The 14,505-nt window shown below is 65.6% G+C and carries 7 protein-coding genes; 1 reads left to right on the plus strand and 6 read right to left on the minus strand.

The genetic code is table 11. The features are described from left to right. Positions 1–224: 224 nt before the first annotated feature. The 4 genes from OG520_RS00980 to OG520_RS00995 all read right to left on the minus strand — a co-directional run bounded on the left by OG520_RS00980 (position 225) and on the right by OG520_RS00995 (position 9,186). Complete coding sequence (locus OG520_RS00980) at positions 225–590, minus strand: hypothetical protein (protein WP_406011795.1); 366 nt, start codon at positions 588–590, stop codon at positions 225–227. A 1,175-nt stretch (positions 591–1,765) separates the two neighbouring features. Continuing rightward, a complete protein-coding gene (locus OG520_RS00985; RefSeq protein WP_406011796.1) occupies positions 1,766–2,005 on the minus strand; it encodes a relaxase domain-containing protein in 240 nt (79 codons plus the stop codon). After that, positions 1,981–2,268 carry a hypothetical protein gene (locus tag OG520_RS00990; RefSeq protein WP_406011797.1) on the minus strand — a complete coding sequence of 96 codons (288 nt, stop codon included), beginning with the start codon at positions 2,266–2,268 and terminating at the stop codon, positions 1,981–1,983. The genes OG520_RS00985 and OG520_RS00990 overlap by 25 nt, the downstream gene beginning before the upstream one ends. Before the next feature lie 291 nt (positions 2,269–2,559). Beyond that, positions 2,560–9,186 carry a beta strand repeat-containing protein gene (locus OG520_RS00995; protein ID WP_406011798.1) on the minus strand — a complete coding sequence of 2,209 codons (6,627 nt, stop codon included), beginning with the start codon at positions 9,184–9,186 and terminating at the stop codon, positions 2,560–2,562. 1,076 nt (positions 9,187–10,262) lie between these two features. Between OG520_RS00995 and OG520_RS01000 the strand changes: the two genes are divergently transcribed. After that, positions 10,263–10,499, plus strand: a complete 237-nt coding sequence (locus tag OG520_RS01000; RefSeq protein WP_406011799.1) for an IS30 family transposase — start codon at positions 10,263–10,265, stop codon at positions 10,497–10,499. Between the two features lie 150 nt (positions 10,500–10,649). Here OG520_RS01000 and OG520_RS01005 read toward each other — a convergent pair whose 3' ends face one another. Together OG520_RS01005 and OG520_RS01010 are read right to left on the minus strand one after the other, a co-directional pair. Then, complete coding sequence (locus tag OG520_RS01005; RefSeq protein WP_406011800.1) at positions 10,650–10,817, minus strand: hypothetical protein; 168 nt, start codon at positions 10,815–10,817, stop codon at positions 10,650–10,652. A 444-nt stretch (positions 10,818–11,261) separates the two neighbouring features. Beyond that, positions 11,262–13,007 carry a phage/plasmid primase, P4 family gene (locus OG520_RS01010; RefSeq protein ID WP_406011801.1) on the minus strand — a complete coding sequence of 582 codons (1,746 nt, stop codon included), beginning with the start codon at positions 13,005–13,007 and terminating at the stop codon, positions 11,262–11,264. Positions 13,008–14,505 lie beyond the last annotated feature (1,498 nt).

Below are 14,505 nucleotides of genomic sequence, written 5' to 3' on the forward strand. Positions count from 1 at the left end.
TCGAAGCAGTCACCGATCAGCCGTCTACCGACGCCACCAGCGGTGATGAACCTGTGGCCGATGCCCCTCAGGACCAGTCTCAACGCTGACCTCCGAAACCTCCGCCGTCCATGTCCGGACCACGGCGTCACACGTTGATGCAAAGACAACCGGCCCGGGCGAGACTGCTCTACCGTGAACAGGTCACTTCGTGAACGGGGGCTCCGGGATGGATCTGCCGGCCGTCAAGCAAATCCGTGACCTGAGGCTGCGCCAGGGAAGCCTCCAAGCTGTGCGGGATCACAACCGACGACCTCTCCCGAAATGAGCGCAGCCTCAAGCCTCCGTCCAGCGAAGTAATGGTCAGGCCGGTCGCAGAGCTCGACGTCCCCCTCGACTGCCTGCTGGGCGATGACACGACCACCAGCACCAGCGGCGAGCGTCGCGAAGTACTCCGCGCGACCGCCGTCCTTTACCGCCTGCTGCGCTCTTACACACGCAGAGCCGGCCGACCCGACCTCTCTTTCATGGTTGCCGACCGAGCGCTGCGCGCCGCCGAGGACGCGGATGACCCCATACGGATCGCCGTCGCCCACTGGGATCTGGGCCACATCCTGCTCCTCAGACTCGGGCCAGGAAGCGGACGCCGCCCACATTGCGATGGCGGCCACCGATCAGCCCGACCGGACGCCTGGGGCCACCGCAGCCCGCACCGTTCTGGAGTTCGTCACCGCCGTCACCGAAGCCCGCAGTCGCCGCCCGCGGGCAGCACGGGAACGGCCGTCCGAGAAGGCAGCCCTGCTCGCCGACCAGGTGAGCGAAAAAGACAGCACCTTATGGAGCGCGTTCGCCCTGGCGGGCACCGCACTGCATGCCGTGTTCGTCGAGATGAGCGCTGGCGACGCTACCGAGCTTCTGCGCCTCGCCGACCGGATCGACTCCGGCAGGCTCCCGTCCAGGAGGCGGCGGTTCACCTTCGGTCTGGAGGCCGCCGCCTGCTACCACATGCGGCGCGACGCCGCCACAGCCCTGGCCCATCTCCTGGAGCTTGAGGACCCCGCCCCTGAGGAATTCGAGTGGAGCCCTCTCGCTCGCTCCCTGGTGATCTCCCTGGCCAGCCGGGCCCCGCCCACACTCCGCAGACAAGCCACCGCACTCGCGAAGGCATCGACCTGCTGGGACGAGAACCGGACCTGCAGCGGTCCCGGACCCGCAGTTTGGGCCGGTGCCGACACTTCGCCGTACGGTCCCCGTTCCAAACACCCCCGACACCAGGGCCGCGATGAACACCACAGACACCTCCCGCCCGGCACCCGGATTCGCAGGAACCCGCATTGCCCCAGCCAGCCAGACCTGGGACGCCATCCGCGTGTCCCGATTCCTCGGACTCCAGACCATCGGAGAACTCGGCAACCGCGCGCGCCCCGTCACCATGCACCCTGCCGCCCGCATCATGTACTTCCTTGTGCCCACGGCCACCGCCAGCGCCTGGAACCTTCCCCAGACCACTGTCCTGAGTGCAAGGAACCACGTCGTTATCCCGCCCAGGCCAAAGAAACCCCGCCTGGCCGCTACTGGCAGATCACTTCACGCCGGCCGCTCACCGACACCGCCGCACTGCACCACGCACTTCAAAAAGTCCAAGTATCAAGCCCGGACAATTCGCTGCCCATCGACCTGACCAAGCTGACACTCGAGCAGGCCCGCGGCTGGAGCTGCGCCCTGTGCGGAGCCCGGCTCTACGCCGACCGGTCACTCGGCATCCACACCGCAGACGCTGGCCTCCTCACCGATCCCACCGAACTATGGGCCTGCGCACCTGCATGCCGCACGAACCGCTGAAAACCGGCTCTGCGCTCACGCTGGGGCCGGGGCGGTCGAATGCCCACCGGGTCGCCGCGACCTCATTCTCCAGCCAGCGCAGCACAGTGGCGATGGCCCGCTCGTGCGCCCGCTCGATGACCCGACGGGTGTGGTCATCTCTCAGCGCCCACAGCACGATCAGGGACGCCTGCGGCCGGACCACGAATCAACAGCGAGCAACGGGGTCTGCTTCCGCTTCTTGACCCCTTCGACCGGCTTCCCGAGAACGGTGTCCAGCCACGCCTTCTCCGGGTCGGCGCCGTCGCCCAGGCGCTTGCGCTCGATGCGGTCGGCGTCCGGATGCCGGCCTTCGCCGAACAGCAGCTCCTCCTGCCGCTCCGTCACCACCGCGCCCGGGCAGCTGATGCCGCAGGCGAGGACGACGGGCAGTGGACACCGGCCGAGGCCGAGGCATTCGTCAGCCATCTGCGCCCTGGCGTTCGGCCGATCATGGTGTCGACGGCAAGGAGTACGAGGTCTCGGGGCCTTGTGTCAAGGACCCACATGCGTCGACCACGGCGCTGTGCACGGGAGTGTCCGTCGAGTACCGCACCATGTTGCTGCGCCGGGCACTGGCCGAGCGTCGGGGTGATCTGTCGGGTGAGCTGGGATGATCCGAAAGATGGGCTGCCGTGTCTGGAGGCTGCGGCTGAGGTTCAGGCAGAGCGGTGCCCCGACCGGATGGAGCCGGCCGGGGCACCGCTGGCGCGACAGTGGTCACGGTGTGACCGTCTGGGTGTCCACGGGGGATGTGGAGGCGTTGAAGTTACCGCTTCCGTTGTAGACGGCGGTGAGGGAGTGAGTGCCGATGGCGAGGGTGGAGGTGGTGAACACGGCCACCCCGCCGGAGAGACTCGTGGTGCCGAGCAAAGTGGCCCCGTCGAAGAAACTCACCGTCCCGGTGGGAGTACCAGTTCCCGGCGCCACCGCCGTCACCGTCGCCGTCAGCGTCTTCGCCTGACCGAACACAGACGGGTCAGGGGCCGAGGTCAGGGCCGTACTGCTGTTGGCCTTGTTGACGGTCTGGCTGAAGGTGGTCGAGGTCGAGGTGGTGAAGTTGCTGTCACCGTTGTAGGTGGCCCGGATGGACCGTGTTCCGACCGGCAGGTTCGAGACGGTCAGGGTGGCGACACCGCCGGACAGCGTGACCGGTGCCTGAGGGATACCACCGATGAAGAACGTCACCGTTCCTGTCGGTGTACCGGACCCGGGTGCCACGGCGGCCACCGTGGCCGTGAGGGTCACCGGTTGTCCGAAGACGGAAGGGTTGGGCGACGAGCTCGCCGTGGTCGTCGTGCTTGCCTTGGTCACCGTCTGGGTGTCCACGGGGGATGTGGAGACGTTGAAGTTACCGCTTCCGTTGTAGACGGCGGTCAGCGAATGCGACCCCGCCCCCAGGCTGGAGACGGACAACGTCGCCACCCCGCCCGACAGAGGGCTCGTACCCAGGAGAGTGGCCCCGTCGAAGAAACTCACCGTCCCGGTGGGAGTACCAGTTCCCGGCGCCACCGCCGTCACCGTCGCCGTCAGCGTCTTCGCCTGACCGAACACAGACGGGTCAGGGGCCGAAGTCAAGGCCGTGGTCGTACTTGCCTTGGTCACCGTCTGGGTGTCCACGGGGGATGTGGAGGCGTTGAAGTTACCGCTTCCGTTGTAGACGGCGGTCAGCGAATGCGACCCCGCCCCCAGGCTGGAGACGGACAACGTCGCCACCCCGCCCGACAGAGGGCTCGTACCCAGGAGAGTGGCCCCGTCGAAGAAACTCACCGTCCCGGTGGGAGTACCAGTTCCCGGCGCCACCGCCGTCACCGTCGCCGTCAGCGTCTTCGCCTGACCGAACACAGACGGGTCAGGGGCCGAAGTCAAGGCCGTGGTCGTACTTGCCTTGGTCACCGTCTGGGTGTCCACGGGGGATGTGGAGGCGTTGAAGTTACCGCTTCCGTTGTAGACGGCGGTGAGGGAGTGAGTGCCGATGGCGAGGGTGGAGGTGGTGAACACGGCCACCCCGCCGGAGAGACTCGTGGTGCCGAGCAGGGTCGCCCCGTCGAAGAAACTCACCGTCCCGGTGGGAGTACCTGTTCCCGGCGCCACCGCCGTCACCGTCGCCGTCAGCGTCTTCGCCTGACCGAACACAGACGGGTCAGGGGCCGAAGTCAAGGCCGTACTGCTGTTGGCCTTGTTGACGGTCTGGCTGAAGGTGGTCGAGGTCGAGGTGGTGAAGTTGCTGTCACCGTTGTAGGTCGCCCAGATGGGCCGTGTTCCGACCGGCAGGTTCGAGACGGTCAGGGTGGCGACACCGCCGGACAGCGTGACCGGTGCCTGAGGGATACCACCGATGAAGAACGTCACCGTTCCTGTCGGTGTACCGGACCCGGGTGCCACGGCGGCCACCGTGGCCGTGAGGGTCACCGGTTGTCCGAAGACGGAAGGGTTGGGCGACGAGCTCGCCGTGGTCGTCGTGCTTGCCTTGGTCACCGTCTGGGTGTCCACGGGGGATGTGGAGGCGTTGAAGTTACCGCTTCCGTTGTAGACGGCGGTCAGCGAATGCGACCCCGCCCCCAGGCTGGAGACGGACAACGTCGCCACCCCGCCCGACAGAGGGCTCGTACCCAGGAGAGTGGCCCCGTCGAAGAAACTCACCGTCCCGGTGGGAGTACCAGTTCCCGGCGCCACCGCCGTCACCGTCGCCGTCAGCGTCTTCGCCTGACCGAACACAGACGGGTCAGGGGCCGAAGTCAAGGCCGTGGTCGTACTTGCCTTGGTCACCGTCTGGGTGTCCACGGGGGATGTGGAGGCGTTGAAGTTACCGCTTCCGTTGTAGACGGCGGTGAGGGAGTGAGTGCCGATGGCGAGGGTGGAGGTGGTGAACACGGCCACCCCGCCGGAGAGACTCGTGGTGCCGAGCAAAGTCGCCCCGTCGAAGAAACTCACCGTCCCGGTAGGGGCGCCGGCTCCAGGCGCTACGACCGCCACCGTCGCGGTCAGCGTCTTCACCTGACCGAAAATGGAGGGGTCAGGGGCCGAAGTCAAAGCCGTGGTCGTACTCGCCTGATTCACCGTCTGGGTGTCGACCGGAGACGTCGAACCCGCGAAGTTCGAATCGCCGGTGTAGACCGCGGTGAGGGAGTGAGTGCCGATGGCGAGGGTGGAGGTGGTGAACACGGCCACCCCGCCGGAGAGACTCGTGGTGCCGAGCAAAGTGGCCCCGTCGAAGAAACTCACCGTCCCGGTAGGGGTACCGGCTCCAGGCGCCACCGGCGTAACAGTCGCGGTCAGCGTCTTCGCCTCACCGAAGACGGACGGGTCAGGGGCCGAAGTCAAAGCCGTGGTCGTACTCGCCTGATTCACCGTCTGGGTGTCGACCGGAGACGTCGAACCCGCAAAGTTCGAATCGCCGGTGTAGACCGCGGTCAGCGAATGCGACCCAACCGACAACGACGACGTCGCGAACGACGCCACCCCGCCGGAAAGAGTAGTGGTGCCGAGCAAAGTCGCCCCGTCGAAGAAACTCACCGCCCCGGTAGGGGTACCGGCTCCAGGCGCCACCGGCGTAACAGTCGCGGTCAGCATCTTCGCCTCACCGAAGACGGACGGGTCAGGGGCCGAAGTCAAAGCCGTGGTCGTACTCGCCTGATTCACCGTCTGGGCGTCGACCGGAGACGTCGAACCCGCAAAGTTCGAATCGCCGGTGTAGACCGCGGTCAGCGAATGCGACCCAACCGACAACGACGACGTCGCGAACGACGCCACCCCGCCGGAAAGAGTAGTGGTGCCGAGCAAAGTCGCCCCGTCGAAGAAACTCACCGCCCCGGTAGGGGCGCCGGCTCCAGGCGCTACGACCGCCACCGTCGCGGTCAGCGTCTTCACCTGACCGAAAATGGAGGGGTCAGGGGCCGAAGTCAAAGCCGTGGTCGTACTCGCCTGATTCACCGTCTGGGTGTCGACCGGAGACGTCGAACCCGCAAAGTTCGAATCGCCGGTGTAGACCGCGGTGAGGGAGTGAGTGCCGATGGCGAGGGTGGAGGTGGTAAACACGGCCACCCCGCCGCTGAGTGTCCCGGTGCCGAGCAGGGTCGCCCCGTCGAAGAAGTCGACTGTCCCAGTGGGAGTACCGGCTCCGGGTGCCACGATCGCCACCGTCGCGGTCAGCGTCTTCGCCTCGCCGAAGACGGACGGGTCAGGGGCCGAAGTCAAAGCCGTGGTCGTACTCGCCTGATTCACCGTCTGGGTGTCGACCGGAGACGTCGAACCCGCAAAGTCCGAATCGCCGGTGTAGACCGCGGTCAACGAATGCGACCCAACCGACAACGACGACGTCGCGAACGACGCCACCCCGCCGGAAAGAGCGGTCGTGCCAAGCAAAGTGGCCCCGTCGAAGAAACTCACCGCCCCGGTAGGGGTACCGGCTCCAGGCGCCACCGGCGTAACAGTCGCGGTCAGCGTCTTCGCCTCACCGAAGACGGACGGGTCAGGGGCCGAAGTCAAAGCCGTGGTCGTACTCGCCTGATTCACCGTCTGGGTGTCCACGGGGGATGTGGAGGTGTTGAAGTTACCGCTTCCGTTGTAGACGGCGGTGAGGGAGTGAGTGCCGATGGCGAGGGTGGAGGTGGTGAACACGGCCACCCCGCCGGAGAGACTCGTGGTGCCGAGCAAAGTGGCCCCGTCGAAGAAACTCACCGCCCCGGTAGGGGTACCGGCTCCAGGCGCCACCGGCGTAACAGTCGCGGTCAGCGTCTTCGCCTCACCGAAGACGGACGGGTCAGGGGCCGAAGTCAAAGCCGTGGTCGTACTCGCCTGATTCACCGTCTGGGCGTCGACCGGAGACGTCGAACCCGCAAAGTCCGAATCGCCGGTGTAGACCGCGGTCAACGAATGCGACCCAACCGACAACGACGACGTCGCGAACGACGCCACCCCGCCGCTCAACGTCCCCGTACCCAGCAATGTCGCCCCGTCGAAGAAACTCACCGTCCCGGTGGGGGCGCCGGCTCCAGGCGCTACGACCGCCACCGTCGCGGTCAGCGTCTTCACCTCACCGAAAACAGAGGGGTCAGGGGCCGAAGCCAAAGCCGTGGTCGTACTCGCCTGATTCACCGTCTGGGCGTCGACCGGAGACGTCGAACCCGCAAAGTCCGAATCGCCGGTGTAGACCGCGGTCAACGAATGCGACCCAACCGACAACGACGACGTCGCGAACGACGCCACCCCGCCGGAAAGAGTAGTGGTGCCGAGCAAAGTGGCCCCGTCGAAGAAGTCGACTGTCCCAGTGGGAGTACCGGCTCCGGGTGCCACGATCGCCACCGTCGCGGTCAGCGTCTTCACCTCACCGAAGACGGACGGGTCAGGAGCCGAAGTCAAAGCCGTGGTCGTACTCGCCTGATTCACCGTCTGGGCGTCGACCGGAGACGTCGAACCCGCAAAGTCCGAATCGCCGGTGTAGACCGCGGTCAACGAATGCGACCCAACCGACAACGACGACGTCGCGAACGACGCCACCCCGCCGGAAAGAGTAGTGGTGCCGAGCAAAGTGGCCCCGTCGAAGAAACTCACCGTCCCGGTAGGGGCGCCGGCTCCAGGCGCCACGACCGCCACCGTCGCGGTCAGCGTCTTCACCTCACCGAAAACGGACGGGTCAGGAGCCGAAGTCAAAGCCGTGGTCGTACTCGCCTGATTCACCGTCTGGGCGTCGACCGGAGACGTCGAACCCGCAAAGTCCGAATCGCCGTTGTAGACCGCGGTGAGGGAGTGAGTGCCGATGGCGAGGGTGGAGGTGGTGAACACGGCCACCCCGCCGGAGAGACTCGTGGTGCCGAGCAAAGTGGCCCCGTCGAAGAAACTCACAGTCCCGGTAGGGGCGCCGGCTCCAGGCGCCACGACCGCCACCGTCGCGGTCAGCGTCTTCACCTCACCGAAAACAGAGGGGTCAGGGGTCGAAGCCAAAGCCGTGGTCGTACTCGCCTGATTCACCGTCTGGGTGTCCACGGGGGATGTAGAGGTGTTGAAGTTACCGCTTCCGTTGTAGACGGCGGTGAGGGAGTGAGTGCCGATGGCGAGGGTGGAGGTGGTGAACACGGCCACCCCGCCGGAGAGACTCGTGGTGCCGAGCAAAGTGGCCCCGTCGAAGAAACTCACAGTCCCGGTAGGGGTACCGGCTCCAGGCGCCACGACCGCCACCGTCGCGGTCAGCGTCTTCACCTCACCGAAAACAGAGGGGTCAGGGGCCGAAGCCAAAGCCGTGGTCGTACTCGCCTGATTCACCGTCTGGGCGTCGACCGGAGACGTCGAACCCGCAAAGTTCGAATCGCCGTTGTAGACCGCGGTCAGCGAATGCGACCCAACCGACAACGACGACGTCGCGAACGACGCCACCCCGCCGCTCAACGTCCCCGTACCCAGCAATGTCGCCCCATCGAAGAAACTGACCGTCCCCGTCGGAGTACCTACCGAGGAAGTCACGGTAGACGTGAACGTTTTCGCCTCACCGAACACCGAGGGGTCCGGTGCCGAGGCCAGCGTCGTCGTGGTGGGGAAAGGGACGGTGGGAGTGATGGTAACGCTGTTGTCGGAGTTGTCGGTGATGTAGAGCGTCGACCCATCCGGTGTGGTCGCCAGCCCGAACGGTCCCGGCCCCGTGGGGATTGCGAAGGTCGTCGTGTTGGTGCTGGTGTCGATGACACTGACCGTGTCATCGGAGTTGTTGGCCACATACACGTGGGTGCCCGCGACCGTTACACCGACTGGTCCGGTTCCGACAGCGATGGTGGCGGTGACGGTGTTGGTGCCGGTGTCGATGACACTAACCGTGCCGTCACCGTTGTTGGCCACGTACGCGTTGGTTCCCGCGATCGTCACTCCGAGGGGCGTGGTTCCGACAGCGATGGTGGCGGTGACGGTGTTGGTGACGGTGTCGATGACACTAACCGTGTTGTCGCTCGCGTTCGTCACGTACGCCTGAGTGCCGGCGATCACTACGCCGAAGGGGCCAGTTCCGACAGCGATGGTGGCGGTGACGGTGTTGGTGACGGTGTCGATGACACTGACCGTGTTGTCGCTCGCGTTGGCTACGTACGCGTTGGTTCCCGCGATCGTCACTCCGAGGGGCGTGGTTCCGACAGCGATGGTGGCGGTGACGGTGTTGGTGACGGTGTCGATGACACTAACCGTGTTGTCGCTCGCGTTCGTCACGTACGCATGGAGGCCGTCGCCGGTGATGGCGACCCAGAAGGGTGTTGTTCCAACGGGCACGGTGGCTGTGACGGTGAGGGTACCGGTGTCGATGACGCTGACGTCGTTGCTGCCCTCGTTCGTCACGTAGGCGTGCAGCCCGTCCGGAGTGATCGCCACTCCTGCCGGTGTCGTGCCCACTGTCACAGTCGGGTCCGATGAGACCGCCGCAAGGGGACGACGATAGCCCCTCCACGGAAGTCCGAGGAGCTGCCGCCAACTACGCTGAAGTGCTGAGGTCATGATTTGCCCTTCCAGATCACAGGTCTGTCTGATCCGGATGGGCTGCATTGAGTCTGGTGACTCAGCGGTGCAGACTGCGCACTGAAGGTAAGGGAGCTCACCGACGTCCGTCAGCCCATCCACGTGCTGGTCGGCCTTTCGGTAGGTCGACCGGAACAGTCCCCCGAGAAGGATGGGCGGCCTTCGGGTTCCCCTACTACAAGTACTCCATCGGGACCGGGATGAGAAAGAGAGGATGGGGTAAACATCACCCGTATGGTCGAATCATGGATGAGTCCAGGGCCTTCAGAGCACCGGAGTAGGTCAGGGTCCACTCCCACGGGGTCGACTCATGGCGGGCGTCCGGCGTGGGCGCCGGCCCAAGCAGGCCAAGCTCGCCCAACGGCCCGCTCTGCGCGCGCTGGTGGAGGCCAAGCCGGCTCTGTGCTGTCTCCCGAGCAGATCGCAGGATGGCTGCGACGCCAGTTCCCCGGTGACGCCTCCATGCAGATGCCGCACGAAGCGATCTGCCTCTCGCGCTACGACCCTCGTCGGCGCCGGGCGATTTGACCGCAGCCTCACCCAGCGGCTGCGGTCAGCCAGGCCCATGCGCCGCCCGTAGTCCGCCCGTAGTCCGCCCGTAGTCCGCCCGTCGGTCCACCGGGCGGGGCATCATCCGCGGCATGGTGTCCATCACTGCCCGCCCCGCCGAGGTCGAGGACCGCAGGGTCCCCCGCCAACGGGGAGGGCGACCTCGTGATGGGCACCCGGCCCTCGGCGGTCGCCACGCTCGTCGAGCGCACCAGCCGCTACACGGCCGTCGTTGCGCTGCCCGACGGCATCAGGGCCGAGCAGGTCACTCCACACCTCACCGGGAGTCTCCTCGGCATCCCGCCCCAAATGCGGCGGACGCTCACCTGGGACCGGGGCCGGGAGACGGCCCCGAGCACCAGGCCATCACCGCCGAGACCGGGATGCCGGTCTACCTCTGCAAGCCGCGGAGCCCATGGCAGCGCGGCACCAACGAGAACACCAGCCGGCTGCTTCGGCAGTACCTCCCCAAGGGCACGGACCTCCGCACGTTCAGCCAGGCCGACCTGGACGCCATCGCCCATGAGCTCAACCATCGTCCGCGCAAGACCCATGGCTACCGCACTCCAGCAGAGGTCTACGCTGACCTCCTGAACAGCGGTGACGCGCTGACCGCTTGAGCTCGCCTACGTTTGCCACCGGCGGCTCAGTACAACGCGACGGCGTCCTTCCGAAACCCTTCCGGGCACGGAGACTGGCGTCCCCACCTGGACATCCCTTCCTCGACCTTCAAGATCCATTGTGAGGGTGTCCACTCCAAAGGGTCAGCCTCAGTCGGGCACGCTCCAGCTTATGAGGGCACCTTGGCGGGAAAAGTAGAAGCCGACCCGGTTGATCGCATGAGTGTCGTCGTAGTCGAGCAGGAGGTAGCCGGCGAGCTGCTGTACCTCGGCTCGGCCGATCTTGTGGGAGCGGATGGTGGCTTTGCAGTCCGCCAAGAGCCCACCACGATGAAGTCCGCATCCGCTCCGCCGAGGTCGCCGCTGCCGACGAAATCAGGCCAGCACCCCGCTCCCCCATCGGCATCTCCCTGAACGGGGTGAAGAGATGTTCGGCAAGCTGCATCTGCTCGGCGATGTCCTCCAGCACGTACAGGGGAACCGCTGATGTCAGCTGCTCAAGGGTGGTTTCGCGTTGGCCTGGGCAAGCAGGTTGCGGCACCCGGCCCACTTCGCCTTGTAGGCGACGACCGTGCCGAAGTGCGCGAACGGCCAAGAGCGGGTGTGGTGCGTTGGGGCTTCCTCAGCCGTGCCGACTCGCGGATCTGTTTCTGATCCCCGTGCCTGATCGGTACGTAGCGGAGCATCCTCGTCACCGCGGCAGCGGCCGCGCACGAAGCAAGGCGTTCCCGCAGGCGAGTCGGGCGGGCCCGATGAGAACATTCATGCTTGCTCTTCTAGTTCGGGGTTCAACGCGATACCGGGGTAGAACTTGCGTTGGTTGGACAGGATTATCTCCTTGGGTGTGGTGATGCCGACGGTCTCACGGACACGTGCGGCGAACGCTCGCGAGGAGACCGGGTTGGCTCCCTCCAGCCGACACCAGTTCCGGTAGCTGGTGTAGAGCTGGGTTTGCTCCGCACGCAGGGCGGGGTCCACGGTGCAGCACTCGCTCAGGAACCGGCCCGTATGGTCTTCGGTCCTTGCGTACGTGTGGGTGGCGATGCGTACCCGCGGGGGGCCCGTCAGGTCGCGAGGACCATTCAGATAGCGGCGCGCGCCGGTGACGAGCCAGTGCAGGATGCCCGGTCCTTCTTCGGTGACCAGGGCGTCGGCGAGGTTGTCGATCTTCCGGTCGTCTGCGACGACCCGGTCGAACGGGATCAGCCTCATCCGGCGCCAGAACGCGTAGCCGCCGGTGCTGACTTCAGGGCGCTGGTTGCCGAGCAGCCACAGTGTGTGGGTGGGGGTGAAACTGAAGAAGTCCTGTCGCATCCTGCGGGCCTTGATCCGGTCTCCCCCGGTCAGTATCTTGACGCGGGACTCGTCGAGGCGGTCACCGGGCTTGGGTTCGGAGCAGACGATAATGCGCCGGCCATGCAGCTCGGCGAGAACGGTGGCGTGCATGACGCCAGACCGGGCCATCAGGAGACTGGGCGGGGCGGCATCCGCGTAGTCCCCAAGAAGTCTGACGATGACGTCCAGAAAGACGCTTTTGCCGTTTTTTCCCTGTCCATAAAAGAATGGCATGATCTGCGCACCGACATCACCGGTGATCGAGTAGCCCAGCAGCTCGTGCAGGAAGCCGATCATCTGATGGCCGTCGGCGTCGTCGCCGAACGTGTCGGTGAGGAACTGCTGCCAGCGGGGTGTTCCCATCGGCCGGGCTTCGACGCTCGTGGCACGCGAGTGGCAATGTCTCTCCGGATCCGGCGCGGCGACCAAGCCGGTATGGAGGTCGACCACCCCCTCCGGAGTGCACAGTGCATAGGGATCCGCGTTCAGCAGCGCAGCGTTGAGAGTCATCCCAGGCGCGGCCTTGGCCTGTATCAGCATGGCCATCATTCCGGATGTTGTCAGAGCCCGCCGGCGGTGTCGGCGCAGCTCTGCTTCGCCGTGCCGCCCGTGCGGGTCGGTCTCCGCCAGCCTTTCGGCCATCTCGCCGGCTGTCCACAGTACGGTGTCGGCCTCGTCGATCTCCCACCGATAGCCCGACCACCGGTACCAGCCCAGGCCCGGCACATGCCTGAAGCCCCGCCCGTACAAGGCGACGAACAGCTTAGCGTTGCCACGGTCGCTGAGGGTGTCGGGCAGCAGACCGTGCTCGGTTGCCCGCATCGCCGTCGGCGCAGCTCTCTTGGCGGCCTGCGCGGGGACGGTGCTGGCAGGGGAGCCGGAGCCGAGCAGAATCTGACGTACGACCTTTTGAGGGTCGAACGGTCCGTCATCATGGCTGGGTACGTGGTTCACCTGCGGTCTCCCGGATCGAGCGGAAGGCGGCTGCCCGCAAGCAATCCCGGACTGGATGATGTGCGGAGTTCGGCGTTCCTGGCCCGGACGCATGTGTACCGCGGCCGCCACCAGGGCCGCTTCCGCGTCTTGCGCCGCCAGACGGCCGGTGGTGGCCAGGCCGCCCGCGGTGTAAGCGGCTCGGCTGAACGTGGCACTGACGTTTGCCTCCTCTGCCATGACAGTGCAGTCGAGGACCGGGGGCCACAGCGTCGAAGCGATATGGGCCGGGTACTTTGCACCGCGCAGCGCCGCGAAGCGGTGACATCCGTGCAGTGACCCCGACGGGGTAACCGCGATGCCGGGCAGCAGCCGGTTTCGTTCGGGCGGCGATGTCGCATGGACATCGATGACGACCGGACCGGCATCACCGCCCGCGACACCCACCCCGGACTCAGGCTGATGCGCTCACGCACCTGGATACACCACGCACAGGTCGTCGAGGCGTGGAAGCAGTGACACCAGCGGCCGGCTGGGAGACGCGGGCACTCGCGGAAACTGTGGCCCGGGCTCTGGCAGTCGTGGCAATTGGCGGGCATGCCTTGCGACGGACAGTTGGCCGGTTGTACTGGCCAGGCGCGTCGCAGCGTGGTTGACAGCACGTCAGGCAACCAAGTTGCCGGTCGAGAAGCTACGGTCCGGCCTGAGTTGCTGTCACGTAGGTGCAGATCAGGAACCATACGTACTCCTTTCAGCGACTGAAGCGACTCAAATTGCAAATTGGTGGAGCATGGATAGGGTCGAATGCCTGGGGGCTCCAGGAGGCCCACCCAGCTCCTGTTGCCCCGCGTCCATCCGGTTGCGCCGGGCAATATTCAATCGAGGAACCATATGACTGAATCGATGCCGGTGGTGACAAGGATCCGCCTCGTGTTTCATCTGTAAGATCCAAGCTCGATCAACTTGTACGTTAAAGGAACTTTTCTTTCGTATGGACGTGGGTACTCCGAGGGATCCGAGCGGCGCAGCACGGAAACGACTGGTGGTTATACAGCTGTGGCTTCTGAGTGTCGCATGACTCAATCGCCCGGCCTGAAGGATCCGTTGGAAGCTTGCGCTCGGGCGTCAGTTCCACGGCTGAGTCCCTCGTCGGCACGCGACTTCATAGGCTACAGAAATGAGGCTGCACTATTCCGCGACCCGGCGTCAAACGATCACCACAGTGCCGCGGTTACGAGTCGATGGCCGACTGTACGGATCGCGCCAAAATGCCTGCTCGCGACGGCTGGTAGGGCTGTCTCACGCCGTCTGCGGACTGGGTGATTCGCGGCGTCGGGGGCGATCTGGCCCGTGACGGTGCGGATTTCAACCGAGTCATTGGTGTCGGCCGCAGCGCCGGAGTGCGCACAGTGCAGTGCACACAGCGCGGGATGCGATGTTGCGACACCTTATGGCTTTGACGTAGGGCGTTACCGGCCGTCGAATTACCCCAAGGGATCAGACCGAACAGATCACGCCAAGAACTGGCTGGACAGCCGGTCATTAAAGGAAGTCAGAAGAAGCGATTCGCCAAGCAGAATTGTTGCGTCGCGTGGCACCGATTCCGCGACATCGCGTGCTGCTCACGTGCATGAAACACTTCATCCAGATGCATGATGGCGGCCTGCCCGGTGAGTCTTCGAGTGGCCCGAGGCGGAAGGGTACGAATTTTGCCACAGGTACGCCATTCGGGTGACAT

Origin of the sequence: Streptomyces sp. NBC_00984, from assembly GCF_045162475.1 — a bacterium.
Taxonomy (GTDB): domain Bacteria; phylum Actinomycetota; class Actinomycetes; order Streptomycetales; family Streptomycetaceae; genus Streptomyces.

What these genes read in the sequence shown, in the direction of transcription:
- OG520_RS01000 (WP_406011799.1), top strand. Translation starts at nt 10,263, where the DNA reads ATGCCGGTCTACCTCTGCAAGCCGCGGAGCCCATGGCAGCGCGGCACC.
- OG520_RS00990 (WP_406011797.1), bottom strand. Translation starts at nt 2,268, where the DNA reads ATGGCTGACGAATGCCTCGGCCTCGGCCGGTGTCCACTGCCCGTCGTC.
- OG520_RS01010 (WP_406011801.1), bottom strand. Translation starts at nt 13,007, where the DNA reads ATGGCAGAGGAGGCAAACGTCAGTGCCACGTTCAGCCGAGCCGCTTAC.